Annotated in this window: 29 protein-coding genes; 1 reads left to right on the top strand and 28 read right to left on the bottom strand. The window is 60.9% G+C overall.

Annotation, left to right across the window (positions count from 1 at the left end; translation table 11 throughout):
* The 21 genes from L810_RS49235 to L810_RS25985 all read right to left on the bottom strand — a co-directional run bounded on the left by L810_RS49235 (position 1) and on the right by L810_RS25985 (position 18,560).
* On the bottom strand, positions 1 to 207 hold the full coding sequence (locus L810_RS49235) for a hypothetical protein (protein WP_021161302.1): 207 nt from the start codon (positions 205 to 207) through the stop codon (positions 1 to 3).
* A 121-nt stretch (positions 208 to 328) separates the two neighbouring features.
* The gene (locus tag L810_RS26075) at positions 329 to 1,123 is read right to left on the bottom strand and encodes a DsbC family protein (RefSeq protein WP_042976220.1); all 795 of its coding nucleotides are present in this window, start codon (positions 1,121 to 1,123) and stop codon (positions 329 to 331) included.
* The gene (locus tag L810_RS26070) at positions 1,116 to 2,549 is read right to left on the bottom strand and encodes a TraB/VirB10 family protein (protein ID WP_021161300.1); all 1,434 of its coding nucleotides are present in this window, start codon (positions 2,547 to 2,549) and stop codon (positions 1,116 to 1,118) included. Before L810_RS26070 ends, L810_RS26075 begins: the two co-directional genes overlap by 8 nt.
* Positions 2,542 to 3,285, bottom strand: coding sequence for a TraK domain-containing protein (locus L810_RS26065; RefSeq protein ID WP_042976218.1), 744 nt, complete (start codon positions 3,283 to 3,285; stop codon positions 2,542 to 2,544). Before L810_RS26065 ends, L810_RS26070 begins: the two co-directional genes overlap by 8 nt.
* Positions 3,224 to 3,814, bottom strand: coding sequence for a TraE/TraK family type IV conjugative transfer system protein (locus tag L810_RS26060; RefSeq protein WP_021161298.1), 591 nt, complete (start codon positions 3,812 to 3,814; stop codon positions 3,224 to 3,226). The genes L810_RS26065 and L810_RS26060 overlap by 62 nt, the downstream gene beginning before the upstream one ends.
* Before the next feature lie 6 nt (positions 3,815 to 3,820).
* The gene (gene traL / locus L810_RS26055) at positions 3,821 to 4,114 is read right to left on the bottom strand and encodes a type IV conjugative transfer system protein TraL (protein WP_021161297.1); all 294 of its coding nucleotides are present in this window, start codon (positions 4,112 to 4,114) and stop codon (positions 3,821 to 3,823) included.
* Between the two features lie 12 nt (positions 4,115 to 4,126).
* Entirely contained in the window at positions 4,127 to 4,519 is a 393-nt protein-coding gene (locus tag L810_RS26050; protein WP_021161296.1) for a TrbC/VirB2 family protein, read from the bottom strand.
* Between the two features lie 28 nt (positions 4,520 to 4,547).
* Complete coding sequence (locus L810_RS45690; protein ID WP_081712908.1) at positions 4,548 to 4,892, bottom strand: hypothetical protein; 345 nt, start codon at positions 4,890 to 4,892, stop codon at positions 4,548 to 4,550.
* Positions 4,889 to 5,365, bottom strand: coding sequence for a lytic transglycosylase domain-containing protein (locus tag L810_RS26045; protein WP_049036598.1), 477 nt, complete (start codon positions 5,363 to 5,365; stop codon positions 4,889 to 4,891). Before L810_RS26045 ends, L810_RS45690 begins: the two co-directional genes overlap by 4 nt.
* A 436-nt stretch (positions 5,366 to 5,801) precedes the next feature.
* Positions 5,802 to 6,074, bottom strand: a complete 273-nt coding sequence (locus L810_RS26040) for a hypothetical protein (RefSeq protein WP_042976217.1) — start codon at positions 6,072 to 6,074, stop codon at positions 5,802 to 5,804.
* A gap of 121 nt (positions 6,075 to 6,195) precedes the next feature.
* Complete coding sequence (gene pxpA / locus L810_RS26035; protein WP_021161294.1) at positions 6,196 to 6,966, bottom strand: 5-oxoprolinase subunit PxpA; 771 nt, start codon at positions 6,964 to 6,966, stop codon at positions 6,196 to 6,198.
* On the bottom strand, positions 6,953 to 7,186 hold the full coding sequence (locus L810_RS26030) for a hypothetical protein (protein WP_021161293.1): 234 nt from the start codon (positions 7,184 to 7,186) through the stop codon (positions 6,953 to 6,955). The genes pxpA and L810_RS26030 overlap by 14 nt, the downstream gene beginning before the upstream one ends.
* Entirely contained in the window at positions 7,183 to 8,223 is a 1,041-nt protein-coding gene (gene dctP, locus L810_RS26025) for a TRAP transporter substrate-binding protein DctP (protein WP_021161292.1), read from the bottom strand. The genes L810_RS26030 and dctP overlap by 4 nt, the downstream gene beginning before the upstream one ends.
* Positions 8,224 to 8,345: 122 nt before the next feature.
* Positions 8,346 to 9,374 carry a LuxR C-terminal-related transcriptional regulator gene (locus tag L810_RS26020; protein WP_042976216.1) on the bottom strand — a complete coding sequence of 343 codons (1,029 nt, stop codon included), beginning with the start codon at positions 9,372 to 9,374 and terminating at the stop codon, positions 8,346 to 8,348.
* An 11-nt stretch (positions 9,375 to 9,385) separates the two neighbouring features.
* Entirely contained in the window at positions 9,386 to 11,623 is a 2,238-nt protein-coding gene (locus tag L810_RS26015) for a diguanylate cyclase domain-containing protein (RefSeq protein WP_021161290.1), read from the bottom strand.
* A complete protein-coding gene (locus tag L810_RS26010) occupies positions 11,598 to 11,981 on the bottom strand; it encodes a hypothetical protein (protein WP_155836369.1) in 384 nt (127 codons plus the stop codon). The genes L810_RS26015 and L810_RS26010 overlap by 26 nt, the downstream gene beginning before the upstream one ends.
* A gap of 308 nt (positions 11,982 to 12,289) precedes the next feature.
* Entirely contained in the window at positions 12,290 to 15,109 is a 2,820-nt protein-coding gene (mobF, locus tag L810_RS26005) for a MobF family relaxase (protein WP_021161289.1), read from the bottom strand.
* Between the two features lie 74 nt (positions 15,110 to 15,183).
* Positions 15,184 to 15,765, bottom strand: a complete 582-nt coding sequence (locus tag L810_RS45685; RefSeq protein ID WP_081712907.1) for a hypothetical protein — start codon at positions 15,763 to 15,765, stop codon at positions 15,184 to 15,186.
* A gap of 13 nt (positions 15,766 to 15,778) precedes the next feature.
* Positions 15,779 to 16,216: a protein-disulfide reductase DsbD N-terminal domain-containing protein gene (locus L810_RS25995; RefSeq protein WP_081712906.1), complete on the bottom strand. Its 438-nt coding sequence runs from the start codon at positions 16,214 to 16,216 to the stop codon at positions 15,779 to 15,781.
* Positions 16,213 to 18,135 carry a type IV secretion system DNA-binding domain-containing protein gene (locus L810_RS25990; RefSeq protein ID WP_021161288.1) on the bottom strand — a complete coding sequence of 641 codons (1,923 nt, stop codon included), beginning with the start codon at positions 18,133 to 18,135 and terminating at the stop codon, positions 16,213 to 16,215. Before L810_RS25990 ends, L810_RS25995 begins: the two co-directional genes overlap by 4 nt.
* Positions 18,132 to 18,560 carry a hypothetical protein gene (locus L810_RS25985; protein ID WP_042976204.1) on the bottom strand — a complete coding sequence of 143 codons (429 nt, stop codon included), beginning with the start codon at positions 18,558 to 18,560 and terminating at the stop codon, positions 18,132 to 18,134. The genes L810_RS25990 and L810_RS25985 overlap by 4 nt, the downstream gene beginning before the upstream one ends.
* 1,597 nt (positions 18,561 to 20,157) lie before the next feature.
* Between L810_RS25985 and L810_RS25980 the strand changes: the two genes are divergently transcribed.
* Positions 20,158 to 20,463, top strand: a complete 306-nt coding sequence (locus L810_RS25980; protein WP_042976228.1) for a hypothetical protein — start codon at positions 20,158 to 20,160, stop codon at positions 20,461 to 20,463.
* 185 nt (positions 20,464 to 20,648) lie between these two features.
* Here L810_RS25980 and L810_RS48505 read toward each other — a convergent pair whose 3' ends face one another.
* The 7 genes from L810_RS48505 to L810_RS25960 form a co-directional block, all read right to left on the bottom strand.
* Entirely contained in the window at positions 20,649 to 20,813 is a 165-nt protein-coding gene (locus L810_RS48505) for a hypothetical protein (RefSeq protein ID WP_021161284.1), read from the bottom strand.
* A 51-nt stretch (positions 20,814 to 20,864) separates the two neighbouring features.
* Positions 20,865 to 21,077, bottom strand: coding sequence for a hypothetical protein (locus tag L810_RS25975; protein WP_042976203.1), 213 nt, complete (start codon positions 21,075 to 21,077; stop codon positions 20,865 to 20,867).
* 31 nt (positions 21,078 to 21,108) lie between these two features.
* Positions 21,109 to 21,330, bottom strand: a complete 222-nt coding sequence (locus tag L810_RS25970; RefSeq protein WP_042976200.1) for a DUF3717 domain-containing protein — start codon at positions 21,328 to 21,330, stop codon at positions 21,109 to 21,111.
* 46 nt (positions 21,331 to 21,376) lie between these two features.
* Positions 21,377 to 21,658 (bottom strand): hypothetical protein, encoded by a 282-nt coding sequence (locus tag L810_RS45675; protein ID WP_081712911.1) that lies wholly within the window; start codon positions 21,656 to 21,658, stop codon positions 21,377 to 21,379.
* Between the two features lie 55 nt (positions 21,659 to 21,713).
* The gene (locus L810_RS25965; protein WP_257008975.1) at positions 21,714 to 21,950 is read right to left on the bottom strand and encodes a hypothetical protein; all 237 of its coding nucleotides are present in this window, start codon (positions 21,948 to 21,950) and stop codon (positions 21,714 to 21,716) included.
* 38 nt (positions 21,951 to 21,988) lie between these two features.
* Positions 21,989 to 22,282 (bottom strand): hypothetical protein, encoded by a 294-nt coding sequence (locus tag L810_RS45670; protein ID WP_257008974.1) that lies wholly within the window; start codon positions 22,280 to 22,282, stop codon positions 21,989 to 21,991.
* 713 nt (positions 22,283 to 22,995) lie between these two features.
* A partial coding sequence (locus L810_RS25960; protein ID WP_042976226.1) for a ParB/RepB/Spo0J family partition protein occupies positions 22,996 to 25,127 on the bottom strand: 2,132 nt, incomplete at its 5' end.

The raw sequence follows: 25,127 nt of genomic DNA, 5'->3' as shown, positions 1-25,127 counted from the left end.
TCAGCGCCCCACGGCTGATGCGTCCGGCATCCGCACGCCGGCGGCAAACTGCTTGAGCGTGTCGCCGGCCATCGCGGCTTGGCGCATCGCTTCTTCGGCCAGACCCGACGCGCCGGCGCTCGGCGCAGGCGAGCCGGAATCGAGCGGCGGTACCGATGCAGCGGCAACGGGTGGATGTTCGCGTACACACCGGACATCGATGCGCATGCGACGCCGTCCGGGGCCTTGCAGGAGAATTTGCTGGAGGCGTCCAGGCCGGAGAATGAACACCCGGCGAGTACGAATGCGATTGACCCGATGAGTGCCGCGGAACGAAGGGGGATCCGGTTCATTTCAGCGCTCCCTGCGGTTGGGGCGACGTGCTCGCGGCGGCGGTACGCGTTCCGGCATCGAGCCACGCGTTAAGTTGCGCCGCCGACACCGCGCCGGGCAGCATGCGGCCGTCTTCGGCGATGATGGTCGGCGTGCCCGTGACACCCAATCGGGAGCCGAGCACGATGTTGTCGTTGATCGGGTGATGGCAGGAGACGAGCGGCGGAAGGCGGTTTTCCGTCATCCATTCCTTCCACGCCTTCGCCGGATCGGGCGAGCACTGGATCCGGATGGACTTGGTCATCGCGTCGGGGTGAAGCGATTCGAGCGGGTAGAGGAACGTGTAGATCGTCACGTTGTCCACCATCGTCAGCTGCTGCTCGAGTTGGTGGCAATACGGGCAGTCGGGATCCGAGAACACGGCGAGCACGCGCTGCCCGTTGCCGTGCACGGTCTTGATTGCGTGGTTCAGGACCGCGGCCGGAAAGCGGGTCTTGTATCCCTGCGCCTTGCGCTGTTCGGTGATGTCGACCTGGTCCTGCATGTCGTACAGATGGCCGAACAGGAAGTAACGCCCGGTGCTGTCGGTATACGCGACGTTGTCTCCCATCGACACTTCATACAGGCCAGGCAACGGGGCGGGTTTGATATCGCGGAACGGGGTCTTCGGGTAGGTCGCCGTCAGATGATCGGCGACCTGCTGCGCAGCTGCGGTACCGTCGTCCGCTCGGACAGCGGAAGCGTAGGGCAAGGTGATGGCGAGCGCGGCGACGAGCAGCCGGACGCGAACGCGCAAAAGGCGGTTATTCATCTCGGGTTCTCCGATTGCGATTGCGGGAGCGGTCCAGCGTCGAACGCGTTTCGAACAGGGCGGCAGTTGCGGCGTCGACGTACACACCCTTCGTGATTGAGACTTCGATCGTTCGGGTGGCGTCCGTTTCGATGACAGGGAAGAGCTTGTCGGCGGCCTTCAGGTAGTACTGCGCCAGCATCTGGCCAGCCGTGCCAACGCCACCGCCAATCGCTGCTCGGCCGACCTGGCCGCCGTCGATTGTTTGAGCGACACCGCCACCACCAAACGACGTGACCGTCGCGGACTGCTGGAACGCTTGACCGATCCCGCCGAGCGTGCCCGACAAAATGGCGTTCGCGAGCAGCTGGCCCTGCTTGGTGACAAGGCGACCGCGGACACCTTCCTTGCCGTCCTCGCCGATGAGCTTGCCCTTGATGTCGAGTTCGACTGGGTGGCCGCCGATAATGCAGGACAAGGTTTGCGTGCGGCCCATCATGCGTTCCGAGGACAGATCACCCCATGCGCTCGAGACGATTCGGCAGCCCCTGACATCGAGCCGCTTGCCGTTCGGGAGGTTTGCCGGTTTGATCACTTCGAGGTCAACTGACAGCGGGTCGCTTTGCGCCTGCCCGCCAGTCGGGGCATCGACGCCGTTGAGCATCCCGACCGGGATGAATGAGCCGGCCGGCAGCAGGTTGACGTCTCCCTTTCCACCGACACCGCCAACTGCTCCTCCGTTGGTCGACGTGGTCATTTTGTAACGACGTGCGCGGGCATCGACAGGAAAACCTTGAACCTCGAGCTTGCCGGCGGCACCGCCTGCTGTACCGCTGCCGCTACCGGCGTCTGCGTTATCGTCGAAGTCGATAATCTCGAGTTCGTTCGAGGCCGGCATGGTCTCGCCGATCGGAGTATTCAGCGCTGTGCTATCGCCTGGCGGCGTCAGGACGCGCTTGCCACCCAGGCCGCGACCAGTCGTGCCTACCGGCAATGGCTTGTTCAATGCCGTCGTCGACGCTGCCGGAGTGAAGGATGCCGGCGTCGCAGCGGACGCCGCTGCAGCAGCTGACGCGGCGGCCGCTGCACTTGCTGCAGCAGTGGCCTCGGCCGCTTTCTGGCCAGCGACGTCCGACGCTACTTTGTCGATAGCCGCCTTGCTATTGGCCTGGTCGGCTGCGATGCGCTGGATCTGTTGTTGGATGTCGAGCAGCTTTGCATCCGACTGCCCACGCCAGGCGTCGCGGTCGCTGATCGAGCCGGGAGGTTGAATCGCTTCGACGACAGGCTTCGGCTTCGCAGTCGTCGGCGTGTCGCTGCTGAGAAACAGGCCGACGCCCGTCGCAGCGAGGATCGCAACCATCGCGACGATCATCATCACGCGCTGACGCGATTTGATGCGATCGTTCGTGCCCGCCCCTGCGGACGAATCGTTTCGGTCACTCATCGCGGGCCCGCTCCCTAACAATATAGACGCGCGTGCTGTCGCCCGGCGCGAGCGTTTGCTGCTCGACCGCAATGACAACGACGCCGGGGCGATACAGCTCTTGTTCGGCGATCACCATGTCGCTCCCGGACACGTTCGTGAGGGTGTATTGCTCGCCAACGAACGCGTCCTCTACGTACTTCGTCTGAAAGGTCAGGCGAGCCTCTTTCCACAGCGGAACGTCCTGATTCACGGGAACGGCAGACGCGATCGGATCGGCAGCGGGATCACCCTGCGCGGCAGCCATCTCGTAGACGAGATCCTTGATGGCGCTCTGATAGGCGGACGAGGCGGCGGTCGTGCGTGGTCCGGAACTCCGGACCGTGCCATCACCACCGGACGGCACGATGATGTTTGCGGACGGCACACGACGGGGCTGCAACAGCAGCTGATATGTCGCGCCCTGATCGTCGATCACGAAGAGGGTCTCGGTGCCCATCGCGTCGCCGTTGGCGAACGCGAAGTAGAAAACCCCGTTCTTCCTGTCCTTGACGTACGTCAACGCCCCCTTGTGCGCCGGGACGACCTGCTTGATTGCTCGCCCCGCAATCTCGAGGCGGTTCTGCTCGGTCGCTGAGACGGTGTATTCCCTCGGGTCGCTCGTTGTGAGTGGCGCGGCAAACGCGGGCAGAACGTTAGCGGCTGCCGTTGGGAATAACGTTGCCGCGACTATCCACTTGCGCAAGTTGCTGAACATAGGTCTGTCCTGTCAGGGTGATGTTGAAGGCGACGAGAAGGATCCGATCCTCTTCGCCGACAAGCTTGTCGCCGATGTAGGTCTTGTACGTGCCGGTGGTTGTGACGCGGTTGTTCGGCCGATCGATGCTTTTGGTTCGCATCACGAATATCGTGGTGATGCGCTCGCGTTTGATCCGAATCGCTGCCGCGTCGAGCATCGTCTTTATGGCCGGGTACGATCCGGGATCGGTCATCTTGAGAATGACCGCGTTGTTGTGGTCGACAGTCTCGGGCGTCGTGGTCGCCTGAAGGTTCACGACATAGTCGGACATGTCACTGAGGTAGTCGCCGTTCGCGGTGCCAGCCCCGATTACGTAGGCATGACGGATCTCCGGGGGAACGATCCGGGTAGGGTCGCGCAGTACGAGAAACATCACGAAGATGAGAAGCAGAACGACCGCGCTGTCGCTGAAGACGAGGCAGAGCTTGAGAAACTTCACTTGCCCGCGTAGATCGACGCGCTCGTTCTCGGCGTTTTCGGGTTTCATGTTCGGTTACCCCTGGAATTCACGCATGTAGCTGTCGGGCAGGTCCGACATGGGGGGCTGCCCGGTCATCCAACCGAGCAGGTGAAATGGGGCGCCTTGGTGGGTGCCGGCTTTGAAGAACTTCGAGTAGATGGCGGCAAGACCGATGCCGAGGGCAACGCCGAGGATCGGGAACCCGGTGCCAAGGCCGACTGTGATGCCGGTCATGACCACCATCGCGACGTCCCAATCCCAAAAAAGCAACTTCGGGGCATCGTCCAGCGTGACGGGGATGGCGTGGGATAGATCCTCGGCTGCCATGATTCGGTCTCCTTAGATAGTCGCCGTGAAGCTTGCGTTGATGATGCCGACGATGATGCCGACCAGCAGGCCCAACGCGACACCGCCGAAGAGCCAGTTCCAATCCTTGCGTACGGCAGCCATGAACATGCCGATCATCACGCACACGAGAGCGGCGAGCTTGCCGGCGTTGCCCTTGACCCAGTTCTCGAATTTCTGCGACGCGTCCTGGAACTCGGTGCCATCGGAGGCGGCCACGTGCAGACACGTGAAGACGATTGCGAGGATCAGGATGGTGAAGAACAGGGCCTTCGCCCATTGGCGGAGTTCCTCGAACATCGCGTCGCGACGTCCGGGGTCGAGCTGATATGCGACGTGTTCCGGCGCAATCAGCGAGTTGGCGAAAGACTTCAAGATGACGGACATGCTGGCTCCTTGCGGTGGCGGTTGAAAACTACTTGCAGAGACGCACGCGCGGCTTGTGCGAGACGTGCCGCTTGTGCTTAACGGCCTTGCGTTTCGTGGCCGGCCGAGTAGCCGGGTCGGGGACCGTCCACTCGGGTTCGGATGCGCGCGCAACAGGCGCTTGCGCAATGTGCTTAACCGTCCGCGGAGGGCATTCGTCGCCATCGCAGAGCACGAACTGGCCGTCGGGACGCATGCCAAACTGCGTGACGTCGGAGAGTCGGCCAACGGGTTGCGGCGAAGCAAGGGTTTGTGCGCCGCACGAGAAAGCGAGCGCGCTGCAAAGCGCCGCCGTAGTAAATCGAACAACGATCGACGTGATGGAACGGGTCATCGGGCCTCCGGTTGGGCGCGTTTGTAGGCGGCGTAATAGCGCTGCACGTCGCGGACGTACCGGAGCTGGGCCGCCGTGTTGGTGGAGCCCGGGCCGGTGTTGTAGCAACCGACCGCCTTCCAGGTCGAGCCGAACTGAGAAATGCAGTTGGCCAGCACCCAGGCGCCGACGCGCTGGCTCGTGCACGCATCAAACAGATCTCGGCGCTGAATGCCCACGCGCTCGAGCGTTGGTAAGTGGACGGTGTTGATTTGCATCAGGCCGATGGCTTGGTTTCCATCTTTGAGCATCGGGCCGCGGGCACCCGTCCAGCCACGCGACTCTTTCCACGCGATTGCCTTCAGGAGCGCCGGGTCGATCCCATACTGCGAACCGGCGTCTTCCCAGCAGGACGCATGTGCGACTCGACACGACAGGACTGCCAGTTTGATCAGTAGTCCTATTTGTCTTATGGTAGGAATCGGAAGCTGCATCTTTTGCTACCTACCAGGGGCGCCGATCGCGCAGCTCCGAGCTGCAGGACCGAGCAGGAATAAAAAGCGCTTCGTGCAAGGGGGGCTGCACGAAGCGGAAGGCCAGCATCCGAGGGCCGGAAAGTCCGCTGGCACGAGGACAAGGGGTATTGCTGACGCAGTAGAGGGAGATTTGATCCGACGAGCTGGCGCGACGAGTCCAGCTGGTGAGTGTGCGAGAGAGGCGCATGACGGCCGCTGCGGCGTCGAGGGCTGCCGAGCGAATGGCGGGGCGCGTTACATCGGGTAACGAATTAACGCGTGCGTGCTGGCGTACGAGCGCAGCGGCGCCCGTCGGATGGCGTACAATGGCCAAAGCCATGGGTGCTCTCTCTCAAGACACTGCTATATGGTCAGGTTGATGCCGGTGTTCCCGCACCTGCATCAACCGCTCACTTCAGTCCAGCTCCGGGCTCTCTAGCTTTAAGTCCTGGTATCGAACCGTCAGCTTGGATCGCTGGGTGCAGTAGGCAATCGCAAAGTCCAGTGCCTTATCCAACGTTCGCCACATCTTGGGCGTTCCGCGCTGCGTCTCAACTTCAACACGCTTTCCAGACTTCAAGACCAGATCCACCTGCCACGTTTTGGACGGTCCTACATAGACTTCGACCTCATAGGTCTCGTCTATCAAAATTACCCTGCGCGATAGCTCTTCCTGAGTGATCCCCATGTTCGTGCCGGCATTCCTCGAAGACAAAGAAGCAGACGTTTTGGGTGATTTGCGCAGTTTTCTCAAGTTCAGATAATCAAAAATCAAAATTGATGTTTTGATATCACATTTGATTTATAGGCTACGGGATCGCAGACTTGGTGTCAACCCTTAACGGGCGGCTGAGCGTGCAAGATACGGCGCGCAGAGCTGCGTGAATTTCGTGTGCGAACTCGACCGAGTGCGGCCCGTCGCCGTGCAGGGATATGGTCTGGGCGGCGATTGAGACCCATCCCCCGTCGTGAGCCTGGACGCGCCTTGCAGTAACGATTTCTGCGGCACGGCGGGCGACCTGTTTCGGATCATCGATGAGGGCGCCCGGCTCCGAACGCGGCACCAAGGTTCCGTCGGGTCGATAGCCTCGGTCCGAAAACGTTTCATCGATCGCAATGAGCCCGGCGTCGCGGGCTGCGGCGACCAGGCGGCCGCCTGAGAGGCCGAAGACTGCCAGCGACGGATCGAAAGCCTGAACAGCCGCGATGATTGCGTCGGCCACGGACGGCTCCTGCTCGGCGTCGTTGTACAACGCGCCGTGCGGCTTGACGTGCGCCAGGTGTCCGCCAAGCGCTTTTACGATGCCGGCGAGGGCGCCGATTTGGTATTGGATTCCAGCGCACAGTTCCTCACGGTCAATTTCGAGGGGATGCCGGCCGAAATGCTCGCGATCGGGGTAGCTCGGATGAGCACCGATGGCGATATCTCGCGCGAGAGCTGCCGCCGCGAGCCGGTGCATCGTCACCGGATCTCCCGCGTGCCAGCCACATGCGATGTTGATCGAAGTCGCATAGGGAAGCAGGGCGTCGTCGTTTGCGCCGCCCTCGCCAATGTCGACGTTCAGGTCAATCGCGGCCATGGCCTGCACCCTGCTGATTTGACGGTGAACACGTTTGCCGCCCGCGGATCTGGCCGTCGCCAACATAGTGATTCTCGATCTGGCAGCTCGCATTCGCGTCTTCGAGCGGCAAGACGGTGACGCCGCTTTGGGACTCGGCGTGCCGCTGCCCGAGCGCGAGTGCGGCGAGATAGCCGAGCACGATCGCGACGATCGCGAGCGTGCGCTTGGAAGAACTCATCGTGCCGCCTCCCGGTCAATTTGCGGATCGCAGGCTCGATGGGATACCGAGCAGCTGTGAAACTGAGTCAGCATCTGCGTGGTTTCGTAGTCCGTCTCGATCGCGATGGTCGTGTCGGCCTTGGCCGCGCGCTCGACGGCAGCGATCAACGGCTTCGGCGCTGGATCATGAACGGTGACACCCCATGTCGACATCGACCGGTAGTTCCGGTTAACACGTTCGGGCAGCCGCTCCCACGCCAGGCGTTCAGCCTCTATGCCGGCCTGGAACACGGCTGCCCGCTGCGGTGCGGCGAGGTTGTCGAGGAAGCGCTTGCTGACCACCAGAAACGAAACCGGATAGGCATATCGGAGCGCCGTGAAGTTCGGCAACACGTCCGCATATGCGCGGCCGGCATCGCCGTCGCCCGACGAAATGATTGCGTCGATCTTTCCTGCCTTCAGCTGAACCAGGGCCTCTTGTATCGGCAGCGAGACGACCTGGGCTCCGAGCGTAGCCATGACACGTCGCGACGACTCGTCGTAGGCACGCACGCGCATGCCCGAGAAATCGCTGGGCGAACCGATCGGTTTGCGGGACCAGATGCCCGTCGGCGGCCACGGTACAACAGCCAATAGCACCAAGCCCTGATGCGCGAGCGCCGTGCGATACGCTGGCTTCGCCAGCTGCGCCATTTCACGTGCTTCCTCGATCGAGGTGACGCTGTACGGTCGAACGGACAACGCGAGGATCGGCTCTTTGGCCGCAAGATCACCAGCGAAAAGCAGGCCAAAAGGCAATCTGGCGGGGTCGTCCGCCATAGCGGCTGGCAACGTCTTCACTTCGAAGCGCGGGGAGACGTGAACGGTGCCGCGCAAAGCAGCTTCGAGCGTGCGTGCGAAGTCCGTAGCAGCGTGCCCGGAAACGGTGTCAGCAGGGTATGCTGTCGCGATCGTCCAGTCGGTCGATGGCTGGCTGGGCAGCTGTTGGGCGAAACCCAATGCCGCTTGTGTGGCCCCCAGTAACGTGATCAGTGTCGCTATTGTTCGCAGCTTCATCGCGGTATTCGCTGTTAGGTCCGCTGACGATGGATCGCGCGGACTGCCGATTTACCGAGAGGTTACTGTGCGGCAAGCCACATTTGCCATAGATGAGTGGCTAATGAAAATCTTGTCTGATATTACCGCGAGAAATATGAAGGTACGACGAGTCCGTAATTCCTAGCCTCGTTGACGCTGACCCGGATGTCATGCGTCCCCATTTTCTGATTGATTGACTGTCGCGCGTCTCGTAGCGCCGCATGTGAAATGCTCAGGCGGGTTTCGATCTCGTTTGCCTTGATTCCGGCCACAAGCAGGGCGAGTACCTGGTGCTCGAGCTGCGTGAGGGCCAGTTGATTGACCGCCTCGGCACGCCGGTTAGCCAGATAGTAGCGCAGGATGTCGTGCGCGAGTGTGGTCCAGTCGCTTCGCGATCGGGCGTCGAGCAATGCAGCCTCGCCAGCCGGCGCCGGCAACGAACGACCGACATGCAGGATACCGAGTGCAGCCTCGTGGCGCGCCGGGAAGAAAGCGCTGCTCTGAAACGCTGGATAGCTGTGCACTTCCCCGAGGGGGCTTCCTGGCGCGTGAAGGAGATCGGATGCGGTGACGGGTTGGTAGTTGTGGTGACGCGTCTGGAGGAACACCGGATCACTACGATAAAGCGCCTTGTTCGAGTAGTGTTGCGACCACAGCGCAGAGTCCGGGCCGATCCCGGCGATCAGCGTGTCGTGCAAGACAACATTTCGCTCGGTTCCGTCGAGTAGAAACGCGTGAAAGACACAGTCGGCCAATTCAGCTCGCTCTGCTGCATCGGAAAGCATGCGAACGAGTTCGGCGTCAGCGCGGTTCGTCGCGTGCAGCAGGCTAGTGCCGCCCCTCAAGCGGTGCTGTGCCCGCGGCACCGCTTCGCGAAGCGGACCGTAGTGTTGCTCCGGGAATAGAAAAGCAGTTTCCCATTCCGCGAATGCCGTAAGCGCGGATGGGTTCTCGAGGGGCAACCGCTGGATCCCGAGGTGGCCGTCGACATACCAGCGTCGGCGCTCCAGCAGGTAACCGGTGTCCACGCTTCCGCGAACACTCAAGACAAGCCGCCCATCCGACACCGGAACTGCGACGTTACGCAGCGTGTCGTTTGGCAGCGAGTCACCGTTCCAGATCCCGCCCATCGCACGTCACCTTAGTTCTGGTGCAGCGAGACCGGCCACGTCGCGTCGACGTAGGGCCCGGAGACGGTCGCAACGGATCTGGCGCTGAGCCACGCCAGTTGTTCCGGCGTTGTGACGCCAGTAACCACCGTTTGCCAGCCTGTCGCCGCGGCGGCTTCGATGAGTCCATTCAGCACCGGCGCAGCAGTCGACGACGCAGGGGAGGCCTGAACCCAATCTCCCTCTATCACCAGCCCGTCAATGGGCAAAGCTGACAACAGGGCGAATGGTGTGCCGCGGTCCAGATTCACAACGGCGTAGATCATGACGCCTCGCCCACGCAAGGCAGTAATGCGCGCAACACTGATCTCATCGAGCTGGCGATCGAGTAGGCCGGAGACGGCCAGTCTGTATCGCGCCGGCGACAACGAGTTTGGGCTGATGTAGCGGTCCGGGTCGATGTCTCGGATGAACGTCACGGGCACGCGAACCCAAAGCAGCGAGTCATCGCCGAAGCGCGCGACCGTGTGTGTCGCGTGTTCAATCGCCAGGGTCCATACGGAATTCGACAGGCGGCTCCGATCTGCGGCGTCCATGAAAGTGCCGGCGGCAAGTGCTTCGCCCGTAGAGCGGCGGAGTAACGGCTCGGCCCAGATTCCAACTACGGTGTTCGCTCGCGGATTCAGAGTGGGTGTGCATGCTGCTTCAATTCCACCATGCAAGACTGCCTCGTGGACAGCTTCGTCGATGCCGCGCTCGTCTCCGAACTGCTGGAACATCGCGTGATCGTAGACGCGATATTCATTCCGCTGCGTTTGAGAGGTCGCGCGCTTCGCAAGGTCGAGCGCGTAGCTCGCCTGGCCGCGAAGAGCTCCGGGCGCGTCCTCATATTCCGAGGTACCTATGCCAACGCTTAACGTTACGTCCTGGCTGTAGCCTCGGAAATGAACCGGGAAACGGTATGAATCGAATAGCGCCCGAACAAACTCGAGGGCACGCGCGGCCGGTTCATTTCCGGACAGCACAACACCGAACTGATCCGATTTAACTCGTACCACGAGGTCCGCCGTGCTCGTCAACTGTGTAAGCCGATTCGCGACCATTCTCAAGAAGCTGTCGCCAACGTCGTCACCGTATCGTTCGTTGATCACCGCAAAATCAGCGATATCGAATAGCACAAGCGCCACCGGGGGCCGGTCGTCTCGCTTGAACCGGTCCGTTGTATAGGTATCGAGTGCGCGCCGGTTTCCGAGACCGGTCAACTGATCCGTCTCGGCGATCTTCGCTTCGATCGCGCGCTGTTGCAGCAGGGTTCTGACGTAAGACTTCGCTAGAAACGCGGCAGCTGTCAGGGCGAGCACCAAGAGGAATGCCCACCCCCAGTATGCGTTCTTCTGCCGCTCGAGATCGGCGTAGATGTCGCGAACAGATAGTGCGACGATCGCGGTTATCGGATAGCCAGGAACGGGCTGGCGCGCATAGAGCCGACGATGGTGGTCGACCGGATCGAAAATGAAGTTCGACGAACCGTCGGAACCGACATAGCGATCGAGCGCTTCGCCTGTAGGTAAGGGCGTACCGTCCGACGACGCGCGTACGAGCAACCGGCCATCTTGCCGGAACGCGAGCACAGCGCCGTCCGTACCAAGGTTCGCATGGTTCGCGAAGCTCTTCGTGAAGAAGTCGAGCGGCTCCGACACCACAACCACGCCTGCGAAACGGCCGGCACCGTCGAACAACTTGCGCGTGAATTGCAGCGTCCAGACGTTCGACACCCGACCGAACACTGGTGCTCCGATGTACAGCTCGTCCTTCACCGAATTTTGTTGGGCGACAAAGTGTTCGCGGTCACCAAGGTGGACCGTTGATTCGGGCGACGTCGGCCAGGCCTGGACAACCATCCCGTCGGCATTCACGAGCGTGACGAGCGTTTGGTCGGTTGGAGCAAGCAAGCCCGCCGCGACAAGGCGGGTAAGGTCCACCTTTCCCGTGTGGTTCCGATACTGAAAGGCAACGGTTCGCGCGAGAACGTCCGCTGCGGCTGTCCGTTCCGAGAGATAGTTGGCATACGATCGCGCAATCGCGGTTGCTCGCGCATCCGCTGACCGATTTGTGAACTGCTCCGCTGAATTCAGCGCCTGGTCGACGACAAATACGACGAGCAGGCAAAGTGCGACGAAGACAGCAAAAATCGCGATCGTTGCTCGTTCGATTCCCTTGGGATGAACTTGAGGCTCGGCACCCTCAACAGATTTTTTTGCGAACAACATCGAGTTCACTCCCCGGTGCAATAGCGACCCACGAACGGGTGAAGTCCGGCGCCCGGCCGGCATCCTTGTCTTCGTCAGTGACGTATCGGGTGCCCGCTTCTCTGACGCGGCTTCTCCAGCAATCCATCTGATAGTCGGTCAAGGCAATAGCAATCGTTTCGGACGCACCGGCCGGCTTATATCCGCGCTTTGCGATCGACTTCATCGTAAAGTCGAGGTTGCCGGACGTGTCTTCCCGGACCGACTCGGTCTGCAGGAACACCGTCCGAGCGGGGGTGTCCCGAATCAGAAAAATCGGCTCCGCTCTGGCCACTGTAGCCAGAACGATAAAAAGAAAAATTGGGCTGCTGCAGCGCATATCTGTGTCGTCGAATCGCTGGGTTAGGTGGATGATCGACAGCTCTCCCGCTGGCCGCATGACGGAAGGACGGTGGCAGGTAGGCCACTCGCCGACAAAATATTACAAGATGTTTCAGTCGAAATGTACCGCTGCACTGTCGCATTTGAGCACTCCTGTCACTTTTACGAGGGCATTCCGCCTCGATCAGTTGACTCGTGTCGCGACGGATAAATCGTCACAATTGCGCCCTCTCGCCAAACAATCTAGCGGTAGTACTTGAGCTACGATATTCCTTCGCATGTCGAACTATGTTCAGCAAAGGCGCATCAAATCTCTCGTTGTTCGTGCTGGATCGCTTGTTCCCGAACCTCCTGGTTCATCGCTTCGATCACGGTCGACTTATCAAGCTTCTCGGTAATCGCCCGCTGCGCCAGCACAACATCATTCGTGACGATCTGAATGTCATGAGATGCGCGAGTTACGCCGACGTAGTAGCTTCGGTCGCCGAACACCTCCGCCATTGCCAGAAGCTCTCGGTCGTTTTTCTTGGCGTCTTCGTTATGCGGCATGTTCATCACAAAGATCGCCGTATTTTTTGACGCCCCTTGCGCCCCGTGGACGGTCGACGCATACGCATGGTCCCAGTGCTGGCTCGTGGCGAGATTCACGGCATGGTGGCTAATCATCCCTCGATCGTCGACCTCGAGGACGGCATGCTCGCCCGCGAGCTTGACGACGCGCGCGGTTTCGCCGTTCTTGAACGTCTCGTCGTTACGAGTGAGGCGGATAAGATCACCGACAGCCAGTAGTCGAGATTCCGGGGCGTAGACCTCAACCTTGTTGTGCTTGGCCGGCTCCCACGCGAAAGTAGTTCCGTCGCGTTTGCCGAGGGTCACGACACCAGTTTCGTGATCGACGCTTTGCACCCGTGTGTAGTCGCCCTTGTCGGCGTTGATTTGCTGATAAGTACGATTGAAGCGCACGACGTTGCCTACGCTGTAGTACTGCGCCTCTTTGATCTGCGCGCGCGTGAATCCCTTCGAGATGAGGATTTCGTGCTCAGATTCGTTCTTCGACAATTCACCACGCTCCTGCAGACCTTCACGCACCCCCTTGTTAATTGCTATGCGATCTCGGTTAAACGCCGTGATCGTGATGTTGCGCGCGCGCTGCTCGGGGCTCATGGCCAGGATCAGGTCGACCGTTGAAGTCACAACCTCGCCGGTCGTCAGAACCTTACCTTGCTTCGACAGGTACTGAAACGATTGGGCATTCCGCTTTAGTTCGACGTCTGTGAGCCGCGTGCCGGCTTCGAGCTGATTCCTGCCCGTGATGATGTCCACTGCCTCCTTCATGACGTCCGTTTTCTGTCGGTTGATGTCCGTCATGTAGGCAGTGGAGATGCCATCTTTTTGCGCGAGTTCGAACGGTTTGCCAGCCTCGACGCCCTGCAGCTGGAGCGTGTCACCCAAGTACACAACTTTTGCGCCCGCGAGCTCCGCGAGCCGGTGCAGCTGCGCCATCTGCCGCTGCGCAAGAAACGACGACTCGTCGACCACCCACACTTCCGGCCGACGTTTGAAATCCGGCGCGTATTGCTGCGCGAACTCGATGTCCTTCTGCAGCTGCCGTTCCTTGATCTGGAACATTGCGACCGTCTCTGCTGCAATGCCCGTCTCTTTCACCATCACCTTTGCGGCTGCGCCGGTCGGCGCCATACCTCGCACGACGTACCCTTCTTTCGCCGCGATTTCGTTCAGCGTTTTGAGCATGGTGGTCTTGCCGGTGCCGGCCAGCCCCTGGATCGCGACGAACCGGTCTTCGGACGTGAGCGCGAGCACGATCGCATCGCGCTGACCAAACGTGTAGGCAAACTGCTGCACACGTTCCGCTTCGGCGATGTGCTCCTGCACCTTGGCCGCGTCCAGCACCACCGGCGCTTTCCCCTGTTCCTGCTTGACGAAGTCGAGCGCCCAGCGCTCGCTCTCCAACATCTTCCGCGTCGTATAGCGTTCCTCTGGCAATGCCACCAGGTCGCCATTCTTCTCGAGCTGCTTGAATGCCTTCATCACATCTTGCGGAGATACTCGGCCAGTACCGTGGACGACTGCCGTCTCGACGAGCTCGGACTTGTCCACCACCGCCTCGCGCTCGATCAGGTGTGCAGCGGCGAACGAGAGCGCCTGACGGCCTGTCATCTTCACTGGCGGTTCAATACCTTGCGCTTTGCGCTCGGCGGCCGCTGTACGCAATGCCGCGAGGTCGATCCCTTGATCTTGCGCGCGGTCCTGCCAGTCGCTCAGAAGCTGCTCGTGGTCGACGTCGGTCTTGCGCTCTCGTGTGGCAAGCGCAGCCCGCTCTTTGTCAGCCGCGGAGGCCGAGTCGAGCTCCAGCTGACGCTTGCCGAGCTTTTCCTTGATCGCCGTCCGCCGTTGGCTGAAGTGCTCGATTTGCTCTCGTGAGATACCCTGGATTTCGAAGTTCCCATGACGATCAGGGTTCGACAAGCGGTACCCGAGCTGCTGGAGACCGGATGCGAGCTGCGCGTTGTAGATGGCGCCTGCAAGTTTCTGAGTCTGGTAAATCTCTCGATTGTCGATCGACCGCCATTTCCCGTCCGAGCGTACAGTCGCGTTCATGATGACGGCGTGGGTGTGGGTCTGCGGGTCAAGATCCCGGCTTGTGTTGTGCTTGAAGAGCGCCGCGACCAGGTTGCCGGTATGTTCGATCGTGGTGACGCCGTTCTGAGTGGCACGCGTGCGGATCACGTTCTCCTCGAGATACGAAAGCGCTGCGTGCACAGCCGCTTCGTGTGCGTCCCGGACGCCGCCGTCGCCGGCGACTTCAGCCAAAAGCGACACGCTCTTTGGGGCGGAGAAGGTCAAATCGATGCCGGGTTGGTGGTCCTGCTTGCGTTCTCCCGTAGCTTCGTCGGTCACCCATTTCCCGAGCTGCTGGTCCTCGAGTCGCCCCTCGAGCAAATTCAGGAATATGCCGGGCTGGACCTGCCCGGCCAGGCCAAGGCGTGCGGCGCCCGCCCCGAACCATGCCGAGTGCTCGGTGTTTTCGTCCTGCGTGTAATAGTTGTCTTTCGAGAAGTAGCTGCGCGTCTGCGCAGCGCTGGCGATGTTGTGCAGACTTAGCATGATCTGTCGGATACCCAGGTCTTTAAGTTGCTCGCAGCGATCAGATCGCCCAAGCACCTGATTACGTCGATTGCCTATTTGATGTCGGAGTACCGCTTGTCCCGCCACGCGCCTGCCTCAATCTGCTTCCAGATACAGGGATCGAATGAAGTAATCCGCAACGCCCATCTGGGGTGTCGGCTGTAATCCGGGCAGTCCGGAGTAGTCCATTTCCACTCGCCTGTGTTGACATGGACACCCAGCCGATTTTTATTCCCCTTCAGGTCGCTATCGTAGCCAGAGTGGATCAGCGGGAATTCGTCGGGCAGGTCAGCGAGTGCAGCACGCAGCTCGCCAACCGTGCGTGCGTACGCACTTCTCCAGTAGCGGTCTGCGAGTTCCTGTTCGGGCGACAAAGGCCGTGGTACGCCGAAGAATGTGTGAATGGCTCGGCTGTCGAACGTACAAAACTCAATATGAAACGGAAGTTTGCAGCGCGATTGGGCTGGCTGAACATTGAACGCATCGAGGGATTTATCCGCATGAATCATGTCGACGGCGGTTTGATAGCTACCTTCGTAACTCGCTGTCACCAGATACGGCAGGTCCTGCCCGCCGACCACATCATCGTCGTCCGTGTCGTGAATCTCGACTAGCTTGAACGAAAGGGAATTCATCGTTGCCTCCGCTCTATCCACGAGTTGACAGGTGGAACTTCCGCTCGACGGGCGGATAGCAGACACCCGCCTCAATTGCGCACCCTTGGATCCTGACAACCAGGTCTATCGGTCGGGTGGGTGACATCGAGACGTCGACCCGGAAATCACGATCGTAGGTCTCGATGGCTTTTCCCAAGGCTGCGTCGTACACCATCGTTCCTGGCGGTTTCAGGACGGTGTAGATCATCCGCCCAGGCGTAGGCGTCGTGACCGTGACGCGATCACGATAGAGTCGATAGCCCGGCGTGACGTGGAATATCACACTCACATACCCGTCGGACGCATCAGCCATCCGCATGGTGAACGCTTCGCCGGGTGGTAATGGCGTAGGGGCAGACTGCGCAAATGCCGGTAAAGCCGGAGCTACCGTGAGAAGGGCAGCTGACAAAAGTGTGCGAATCAACTTCATGCTCGGTCTCCTTGCTCGGCACCACCGCCCCAACGCCAAGAGCCGGGGTTCGGTGGAACAATTTCACCCGTGTCAGGGTCGACGCCACCTGTCGCAGATGCGAGGATCTCTGGGTGCGCTATCCAGTCCGGCGACGGGGTGGCAGAGGATGCATCGGGATTTTGACTCAGCATCGGCACGCCGTCGACGGGCGAAAACAGCTCGCTGAATGCTTTACGCTTGATAAATGCCGGCTGGTTCTTTTTCGGCTTCACAAAGCCATACTTCACGCGAGCGATTGGATATTCGCCGGGAGAGACCAGATACCCCGTCATATTGGGCAGCCTCAAAACTTGCGAAGGCAACGCGAGGTCGCGCAGCAAGCGACGCTTCGCGATACTGAATCCGTCACGCTGCGAGTTCACGCCAAACGATAGGGATTCGTCCTTTTCCTCGACTTCTGTCTGGCCGATGATCTTCGAAAACATCTCTGCTGCTTCCGCATCGGTGACGCGTAAGAGCAACTTCGTTTGACAACCGTTGATGATCGTCCGTGCCAAGTAGTCGCCGTAAATGTCGAGAAACTGGGGCATGTCCTGCGCGCCAAGCATCATGCATAAACCGTATTTCCGCGTGTTGCTTACCGCCAGCTTCATGATGTCGAGCTTCTGCAAGGTCGGCACTTCGTCGACCGAGAGGTGTAGTCGCTCGCGATGAATCGGCTCGAGGTTCAGTACCGCCTTGATCGCGATGTCGACCCAAAGCGAGAGGATTGGCTTAATCGCCTCCAGCATTTCCTCACGTGTCGAAATGAAGATCCAGGAATCGCTGTCGTCATTCTGAACCCACTTCCGGATCGAGAAAGGCTCGCCATCGTCGCGCAGGTATCGGAATGCCGAAAGCTGATTTTGTACCGTCATCTTCAACGACATGCCGGTACGCTCGGTCTTCGGATCAACATACGACGCACCAGCGGTGTTGCGGAGCAGCTGATAGATACCGTCGAGGTTGCTCATTGCAATTGACGTGTAGAGATTCCGGTTCGTCAGGTTGCCTTCGTTATGTAACGTTCGAACGACATCGCGGAACACCTCACGGCCGGCCAGGGACCAGAACGGGTCGCCCTCGCGCGGATCCGGGATGAGGCCGTTCGACATGCTGTCGTAGTGGTATTCCTCCTCGATCTCGTACTTGATGTTCCAGTTTGGCGAGCGATCGTCAAACGGGTTCAACATGATGTCTTTGCCCGGACGGTAAAACTCCTCGGCATATTCACCGGACGGGTCGTAAACAATCGCACGTATTCGTCGTGCCCTGACCTGTCTGAGCCGGTCGAAGAATTGTTGAGATTTACCCGTACCTTGTGCACCGACAACCAACGTATGCAGTGTTTCGGCATTCCGCAGCATCGGCACGCCAGCAATCGAATACGGGCTGGCGTCGTCGTTCTGACGTATGAGCCGTGTCAACTGCCTTCCGTTTACGAGTGTCGCGCCCCGCAAATTTTTGTCGGCCATTGTGCTGCGGCCGAACTCGTACCAGTAGCCGGCGATTGCGGCGCAAGTGCAAGCCGCGACGGTACCGACGATGATCAGAAATCGACGAAACGCGAAACTGGCAACATCCCAAACCGGATCGGTGAGGGACGCTATCTGGTCGACAGGGAGATGCACCAACTGCCCGTTCACCTCGTATTCCATCGGCACGGCGGTCATCATGAGCACCGACCGTAGATGAGCGATGACGTTTGCTACGGCCATCCGCCAGATTTCACGGTCAACAAAAAATGCGGCATAGATGAAGCCGGCTACGAGCCCGAGGAAAAGCGAAAGGATGACGATATTGCGGATCGCAACGAAGACCAACTGAACTCGATGCGTCCAGATTTCAGAGCCCGTCGAGAAATCCTGGAAGAGCCCGTTTGGCTTTTTCTGTGTCATTTCTGGCCTCCCTGGAGAAACACGGAAGCGCGCTGCTTGGCCGCATCCCTCGCCCGGCGCTCGGCTGTCATGTCATTGCGCGACATAATCTCCGTCAGGAGAAATTCACAGAGAAAAATCGACTCGACTAGTTCCACTGGCAACGCCGACACTGCCGGTTTCGACGCAGCGGCCGTCCCCGTGCCGGATGCGCGACGAGCCTCTTGCAGAAGAGTGTCGGCCTTCGAGATAGACGTTTGGACCGATTCAATGAGCTGATCGACCGATTCGGCAAGAGCGCCGCGCTCGGCGAGCCGCCGGGCATATTCGGAAAATGAGATTCCGCGCGCCCGCGCGGATTTCTTGTAAAAGCGGACGACGTCGGGATTGTCGCGAAAACTGACTCGGCCGGTTTCGATGCCCGAGGGGGATTTCCGAGATGTCATGAAAAGCGCCTGGAATGAATAGAGCTGGCGCCCGTCGATTCGAGGGAAAACCTCGCCTCACGTACGACACCGCGCTCGATTACGGCCCTCATGACTGCATTTTTGTGCTGCGACAGTAGCACGTTGAGTTGCAATTCGCAATAAGCTCTTTATTTTCATAGAGCTACTTATTGATTGTCAGACGTTGAGCAATCGACTGTCTGACACGGAACACGAACATTGACGCGGGTTTCGCGGCGATCGGCATCACATTGCGTTTTGCGAGCATTCGCATGTCTGACCGCAAAACCCTTGTTCGGATTAGCCGCAGCGCCCCCATTCGAATGACGCGTCAGACGCTCCGCAATCCACTGTCTGACGCTATGTCCCAAGTACCGGAAGCATTTCGCCTCGATCTCAATTTGATATGCTATCCTAATCATATAGATCGCACCCTGTTTCGTCTGACGTTGGACCATATGACGGATGCGGCGCTCCGCGCCGTAAAACGGCCATCTGTCACACCTGTTTCGCCGCGTGTCTGACGCCGAAGGCGCCGCGCCATAAGGCGCGACACACCGCAACAACGTTGCATGGTGTGTGACGATCGTCTTAGGGGGCGGGGATTCCCCCGCTTCCTAAGACGATCGTGGCCAACTTCACTTCAGGTTTGGGCCGGTCGCGGAGCCTTCACCCGGTGAGGTACGGCGGTTCCCGCTCAAGGGAATCGGCGTAAACGGGGAAAACGCGACGGCGTAGTTTGGATCGTGAGCGGTTGATTTTCGACGTTCTCACCTCGGAGCGTAGCGGAGCGGTTCAGTGCAACTTCGGGAGTAGGGATGGAAGTGGAGGTACGAGGGAATTTGCAGGTTCGGCGCGAGAGTGTGGGTTCGGTGGGACGTGGTCAGCAGGTGAGGCAGTAGTGACACGATGAGCATTGTCCACATATCCACGGTGCCGAACGAACGGCCGTGATCGATAGAGATCACGGAGCCGTTCGCCGCGCGGTGTTGTCCACACGTAAGTGTGTGGCAACACCGGTTTGGGCGCGGGGCGCGGTGGATATGTGGACAATGCGGCGCAGGGAAAAATTTGGGCGCATGCGGATGGTCGGTGTACCGCTCGACGTCGGTGTCGGGCGGGGCGTCCGTGATTTGCGGAATGCATGCATTCCGCAAACAAACGTGATTTTGGCGCGCGCCGGATTTTCACTCGGCGGAGACGAGTGGGAATCCGGCGCGCGCGGCATTTCGCTGGCCCGTGGCCGGATTGCGGGTCAGCGGGATGATTCGGGCGCGCCGCAGCGCGACCGAACTGGACGAAATTCGCGCGATCCACATATCCACGGTGCCGGACGCCCGGCCGTGATCGGTCTAGATCACAGAGCCGGGCGCCGCGCGGTGTTGTCCACACGTCAGTGTGTGGCAACACCGGGTCGAGCGCGGGGTGCGGTGGATATGTGGGTCGCGCGGGTTGCGAGCTTGCCAGGGTGTTCAGCGCGATCGCCTCTGTTTGCCCGCTCGCGGGCAACTGGATGAGATTTGAAGCTACCGCAGTGGAATGGCAAATGGGTACAATGCGCGGCGAGGGCCGATATCACGATGGGGAGAACCCGAAAATGAGTGAGCAATCGGAAAAAGCAGCGCGGAAGCCGAGATCGATCGAAGACGAGATCACGAAAGCGGCAGCGAAGTTGAAGCGGCTACAGGATGAGCTGCGCGAAAAGGTCCGGAAGGATCGCGAACGAAACCAGAAGGAAGTACTCGAGCTGCTGCGGTCGGAAGGGCTCGACGAGATTTCGGCGGAACAGTGGAAAGTGCGGCTCGAGGCAGTGAAAACGGCGCTCAGAGAAACCGGCGCGGAGCGGACACCGGCAGCCCAGGGCGGAACGCCAGCCACAGTTACTGACGGCGCGTCGGTGTGATCGTAGGGGCAATCCGGCGAAGGGCGTAGTTTGCGCTGAGCGGGATTGCCCCGATTCGTTTGCGCAGCGCGCAAACTGGATAACGCATTGGTCGCGGGCTGGCGGGTGGTCGCGGCGTAGCAGCGAGCGCCCGCCAGCCCGCGACGCCGCGCGAAAACGCAGCGTCGTCGGACCGGACAGGCGGCTTAGTAACCAAGCCAGTCGAGAATTTCCCGTCCCTCGTATTCCTCACGGTCGCCGACGTCGGCCAAGAATTCCGCGAAATCTCCGAAGTGCCTGCGCACCTCGGCCTCGGCCTCTGCGCGCGTGATGGTCATTTCGCACGCGTCGTTGTAGCTGTATACGGCCATATCTCTATCCTCCCAATGCTGGGCGCTCGCCCGCCGGAGCGGGCGTCAAAGTCAAACACGCTGATACGCTTCGACGTGGACGTCGGGAATCCGTTTGAAGCGGCCGTTGTTGATTCCCCACTGGAGCACGCCACGCACGTCGAGCCAGTTCCGGATCGACATTTTTTCGCTCACGGCGGCTTTGATCTCCGACCAGTGAACCGGGTTCTCGCCAATGGTTGCGCTGAGGATAGCGAGACACTCATGCTGTTGGTCTATGTTCATCGTTCTTCCTGTCGAGTGGGTGAACGATGCTCTACTGCGTGAACGCACCGTTGTACGCGGCGCGCTGGTCGTCACTGAGCTTCGCCGCGTCAATCTCCGTCGCGCGGTGGAAAATCATCAGGGCGTACGGATCGGCCAGAATCCGCGCCTCACGGCACAGGATCGGGTCGCCGTCCACGCTCGGCCTCCGCGAACGCCAGATATTGATCGCTCGCTCAAGCTGCTCGATGCTCAGAATCGTTGCAGTGTTCATCGTGTATTCTCCGTGATAAGCGCTGCGGTGCAGCGCTAACGTGGCTTCATCCGTGATACGGGCAGGGATCGCCCCGCGCAGCAGTGCAGCCTGAACAGTTTTGCATTTCTTCGCCCGTCTCCGCATCTGCGTTCCCGCGCATCCATGCGTTCCGGAGATAGGGTTCGTCTGCGAACATCGTCGGCACGTCTTCGCAACCGTCCCAGTAATCGCGGTGCCCGAGAGCCTCGGCCTCCCATTGAACTTCGATCATGTCCGAACTTTCCGGGTCAGTGATTTCTGCTATCCGGGCAAGGGCGAACGAAACACGAATATTAAGACCGCGCATGATTCGACTCCGTATGTGAAGGATGGTAAGCGCGTCACGGCGGACGCGCACGAGGTTAATGAACGATGCCGAGTGCGTCGCGAATTGCGCGCTGCGCTTTCGACGCGCCGAATTTTTCGCCGTGCCGATAGCCTCGGTCGTAGACTGCGATGGCCGCGTTGATTTGTTCCGGTGTCCAACCGGACGGCAGCGTGAACATCCTGTCGCCGTCTGCGTCGTGGACCGAAATATGCGGGGCGAATCCGTCGTCGCTCGTAATCGCGTAGTGACCTTCGGTGATGCCTTCGATCATCAGTGCGTCAGATTGATAAGTCATGTCGATTCTCCGGGTTATTGCCAAACCGGCGACCACGCGCCGGACGTGAGGCGAAACAGGGTGATGCGTTGCACGCGACCGGCTACGTTCGTTTCGAGTCGCACGGCGCGTGCGTCGTCATCCGGACGGGTCCAGCGATGCAGGACACGAATGGGCGCGTCGGCCGCACAACCGAGCCAGTGCGCCGCGATCAGACGAAGCCGGTTCGAGCGCCGCGCGAAGCCTGCCTTTTGGTGGGCCTCGGGGGGTGCGGGGGGAACGCCCGCGTTGTTGGTGTGGCTGGATGGGTTGGGGGTGTTTGCGCTCATGGTTTCGTCCTTTCGTGTCGGGTTGTGGATCTGCCTTCCGGAGCCGCCTCGACGCGTTTTTAGCGGGGTGGGTCAGGGGTGCAAGGGAACCGTGGAATACCGGAGCGCGCGAAGCGCGCGAGGATATGCCGCGAAAGTCCCTTGCACCCCTGACCCATTCCGCTATGCGTCGAAAAGAGGCGGGCCGGAAGGCAGATCCACGCGCTTAACCCGATACGAAAGGATGGAGCGCAAACACGGCATTCCCCGACCCGTCCGGCCACACGACGCGGGGCCGCTCGCGGCTCCGCGTCCTATCGCCCGGCAACGCCGGGCGCAAGACCTGCTGTCCGCCCGCGCAGCGGGCGCGTGTTCCACGAGCAAGCGAAGCGCGCAGCGCCGGCACGGCGCGCAGACGTCAGGGATTGAAGCCCGTCAGGGGCGAGACTCGCGCAGCGAGGCTCGACGCGAAGCGCGAAAGCCCGGCCCGGAGCGCAGCGGAGGGAGACGCACAAGCCAACGAACCGGACAAGCGCCGCCAGTGCACGCGACGAAGCGACATGCACGCCAAGCACGGCGCGACACTGGTGAGCCTTTACGGGATCGACGAAGGCAAGGAAGGTGAGAGATTTCGGGGGGCGGTTACGGATAGCTGCGACCTGGTCCGCCAGCGCACGCGGGCAGTCGCGCGCAAAGCATCAGCGGGCAAGATGCGCCCGCTGGCGAAAATCAGGTCAGTCTCGCGGCGGCATACCCTCGGCTTCCGCGACAGCGGCATCGTCGCGGCCATCGTCTGTCACGTCGGCCCGGTCGTCCGACTCGTCGGCATCGTGCCAGCCCGATGACTTCGGATCGTCGTCGCCGTCCTCTTCCTCGTCCACGTCCGACGACGTTGCAGCGTGATTGCGCCAGAGGGGCCGCGATCGCGTTTCGGCGCGGGCGAAGTGATCGGGAAGCCAGCCGGTGCCGCTCACGATCCGTTCGGCTTCCATCGCCGCGTCGCCCTTTTTCAGCTTCATGATCCGCATGCCTTCTGCGGGCGACACGGCGACGGTCACGACCTCCGCGATGCGTGCCTTCGACACGTGGTCGAAGTAGCTGGCGCGTGTCGGCTTCCATTCGTCGGCGAGATTGAGGTTCAGCGCGGGGATCAGCGCGTTGATGCTATGTGCGCCGTCATCGGTCGCGACACCATCGACGCTTGCGCCGACGTACTGCGCGAGAATCACCATGAGCCGTTCATCGGATTGCTCGATACACCACGCGAGCAGCGCGCCGGTATCGTTCGGGACGATGCCGCCCCACGCGCCGCGTTGCTCGGCGCAGAGGCGATACGGCAGGTCGTCGGCAAGCTCGGTCGCATGCCGCTCGACCTTGCCGGTATGGTCGTGCCACTGGATATCGATTGCGCTGGCCATCGAGCCGGGCGCATAGTCGGTGACTAGAAATCGGTGAACGAGGACCGCGAGCGCGACGTGCGGCTGGCGCGCGAGCGCCATGCCGACGGCGGCGGTACGCCGGGCATTCAGGCGCAACGTGAGCGTTCCCGAATGCGGGTCCTTCGCGGGCGGTGCAGCCTGTGCAAGGCTGCCACTCGCTGCGGGTGACGTCGGCGTTTCGCCGGCGCTGGCGAGCGAAGTGTCGCCATCGGCTTCGTCGTCTCCGACCGGCGGCGTCTCGGCTCGCCGGGTCCACCCGCGCACGACTTCGAGCGCGCCTTCTTGGTCGATGGTGACGACAGCACCGGCCCCGGCCATCTGGAGCGGCGTGTAGACGTACAGCGATTCCTCGATCGCAGCGTAGCGCAGAGAAAGGGCGGTCTCTTCGTCACACAGGCGCTCGTAGGTTTCTTCATCGATATCGTCGGCCTCCTGCTCCTGTTCTATGGCCTTCATCCGCGCGTCGATCGCCTCCATTTCCTGCTGTTGCGCTTCGGTGGGCGGGACGGCGGTAGCAGGCACGCGCTGCAAGCCTACCTTTGCGTTGTAGTCGAACACGGTAATCGGCTCGACCCAATCCCAACCTTCCTCCTGAACCTTCGCCGCAATGGTCGTCAGTTGCTCAACCGCCACGCGCTCCATGAGGGCATGATCTGCATACCACGCCGTGCCCTGATCGGAGAACAGGTCACGGCGCACGGCACCACCTGCCGCCTCGTAAGCGTCGATCCCAACGAACAGGGCAATTCGGTTGCTTTGAAAGTCGTGTTCGCCCGCAACCAACTTGCGTCGGATCGCATGCGGCTCGCGGTCATGAGGCTTCGCGTCGAACCATGCGCTTTCCTGCTCGGCGTGGCTGTCGGACAGCGCGAGCGCCTGCATCTGGTCGGCGCGGATGTCGTCGGCCCGGAACAGATCGACCAGCTTGGGCGAGACGCGGGCGAGCTTCAGGCGACGCTGCACGAGTTGCGGGGTCGTCCCGTATATTTCAGCGATTTCCGCGACGGCGCGGCCCGCATCGACCAGCACGCGATACGCGTCGCACTGGTCAGCCGGGTGCATCGGCTCGCGCATTTCGTTCTCGCTGGTGCTGATCAGCACGGCGGTCTCGACGGACACGACCGTGCAGCGAATTTCCTCATCGAGACTGATCCGGCCACGCTCGACCAGTTCCAGCAGGGCCAGCCGCCGCGATTCGCCAGCGGCCGCGCCGAAGGTCTGCGCGCGCTTCGCGCCGACCTTCATCGGATGCACGATGATGTTTTGCAGCAGACCAACATGGTCGATGTTGTTGGCGAGCGCCGCGATCCCGGTGCGCTTCGCGCGCCGGACATTGAAGGGCGACGCAACGAGACGTTTCAAGGGAATGAGGCGTTCTTCGCCTGCCTGCAGGTGGGCCTCGGGGGGTGCGGGGGGAACGCCCGCGT

The sequence above is a fragment of the Burkholderia sp. AU4i genome, assembly GCF_000466765.1.
In the GTDB taxonomy this organism is placed as follows: domain Bacteria; phylum Pseudomonadota; class Gammaproteobacteria; order Burkholderiales; family Burkholderiaceae; genus Burkholderia; species Burkholderia cepacia.
This window is presented reverse-complemented; position numbering and strand designations above follow the sequence as displayed.

Coding starts and splice junctions, on each gene's coding strand:
- L810_RS49235 (WP_021161302.1), bottom strand. CDS start 207: ATGCGCATCGATGTCCGGTGTGTACGCGAACATCCACCCGTTGCCGCT.
- L810_RS26075 (WP_042976220.1), bottom strand. CDS start 1,123: ATGAATAACCGCCTTTTGCGCGTTCGCGTCCGGCTGCTCGTCGCCGCG.
- L810_RS26070 (WP_021161300.1), bottom strand. CDS start 2,549: ATGAGTGACCGAAACGATTCGTCCGCAGGGGCGGGCACGAACGATCGC.
- L810_RS26065 (WP_042976218.1), bottom strand. CDS start 3,285: ATGTTCAGCAACTTGCGCAAGTGGATAGTCGCGGCAACGTTATTCCCA.
- L810_RS26060 (WP_021161298.1), bottom strand. CDS start 3,814: ATGAAACCCGAAAACGCCGAGAACGAGCGCGTCGATCTACGCGGGCAA.
- traL (WP_021161297.1), bottom strand. CDS start 4,114: ATGGCAGCCGAGGATCTATCCCACGCCATCCCCGTCACGCTGGACGAT.
- L810_RS26050 (WP_021161296.1), bottom strand. CDS start 4,519: ATGTCCGTCATCTTGAAGTCTTTCGCCAACTCGCTGATTGCGCCGGAA.
- L810_RS45690 (WP_081712908.1), bottom strand. CDS start 4,892: ATGACCCGTTCCATCACGTCGATCGTTGTTCGATTTACTACGGCGGCG.
- L810_RS26045 (WP_049036598.1), bottom strand. CDS start 5,365: ATGCAGCTTCCGATTCCTACCATAAGACAAATAGGACTACTGATCAAA.
- L810_RS26040 (WP_042976217.1), bottom strand. CDS start 6,074: ATGGGGATCACTCAGGAAGAGCTATCGCGCAGGGTAATTTTGATAGAC.
- pxpA (WP_021161294.1), bottom strand. CDS start 6,966: ATGGCCGCGATTGACCTGAACGTCGACATTGGCGAGGGCGGCGCAAAC.
- L810_RS26030 (WP_021161293.1), bottom strand. CDS start 7,186: ATGAGTTCTTCCAAGCGCACGCTCGCGATCGTCGCGATCGTGCTCGGC.
- dctP (WP_021161292.1), bottom strand. CDS start 8,223: ATGAAGCTGCGAACAATAGCGACACTGATCACGTTACTGGGGGCCACA.
- L810_RS26020 (WP_042976216.1), bottom strand. CDS start 9,374: ATGGGCGGGATCTGGAACGGTGACTCGCTGCCAAACGACACGCTGCGT.
- L810_RS26015 (WP_021161290.1), bottom strand. CDS start 11,623: ATGTTGTTCGCAAAAAAATCTGTTGAGGGTGCCGAGCCTCAAGTTCAT.
- L810_RS26010 (WP_155836369.1), bottom strand. CDS start 11,981: ATGCGCTGCAGCAGCCCAATTTTTCTTTTTATCGTTCTGGCTACAGTG.
- mobF (WP_021161289.1), bottom strand. CDS start 15,109: ATGCTAAGTCTGCACAACATCGCCAGCGCTGCGCAGACGCGCAGCTAC.
- L810_RS45685 (WP_081712907.1), bottom strand. CDS start 15,765: ATGAATTCCCTTTCGTTCAAGCTAGTCGAGATTCACGACACGGACGAC.
- L810_RS25995 (WP_081712906.1), bottom strand. CDS start 16,216: ATGAAGTTGATTCGCACACTTTTGTCAGCTGCCCTTCTCACGGTAGCT.
- L810_RS25990 (WP_021161288.1), bottom strand. CDS start 18,135: ATGACACAGAAAAAGCCAAACGGGCTCTTCCAGGATTTCTCGACGGGC.
- L810_RS25985 (WP_042976204.1), bottom strand. CDS start 18,560: ATGACATCTCGGAAATCCCCCTCGGGCATCGAAACCGGCCGAGTCAGT.
- L810_RS25980 (WP_042976228.1), top strand. CDS start 20,158: ATGAGTGAGCAATCGGAAAAAGCAGCGCGGAAGCCGAGATCGATCGAA.
- L810_RS48505 (WP_021161284.1), bottom strand. CDS start 20,813: ATGGCCGTATACAGCTACAACGACGCGTGCGAAATGACCATCACGCGC.
- L810_RS25975 (WP_042976203.1), bottom strand. CDS start 21,077: ATGAACATAGACCAACAGCATGAGTGTCTCGCTATCCTCAGCGCAACC.
- L810_RS25970 (WP_042976200.1), bottom strand. CDS start 21,330: ATGAACACTGCAACGATTCTGAGCATCGAGCAGCTTGAGCGAGCGATC.
- L810_RS45675 (WP_081712911.1), bottom strand. CDS start 21,658: ATGCGCGGTCTTAATATTCGTGTTTCGTTCGCCCTTGCCCGGATAGCA.
- L810_RS25965 (WP_257008975.1), bottom strand. CDS start 21,950: ATGATCGAAGGCATCACCGAAGGTCACTACGCGATTACGAGCGACGAC.
- L810_RS45670 (WP_257008974.1), bottom strand. CDS start 22,282: ATGAGCGCAAACACCCCCAACCCATCCAGCCACACCAACAACGCGGGC.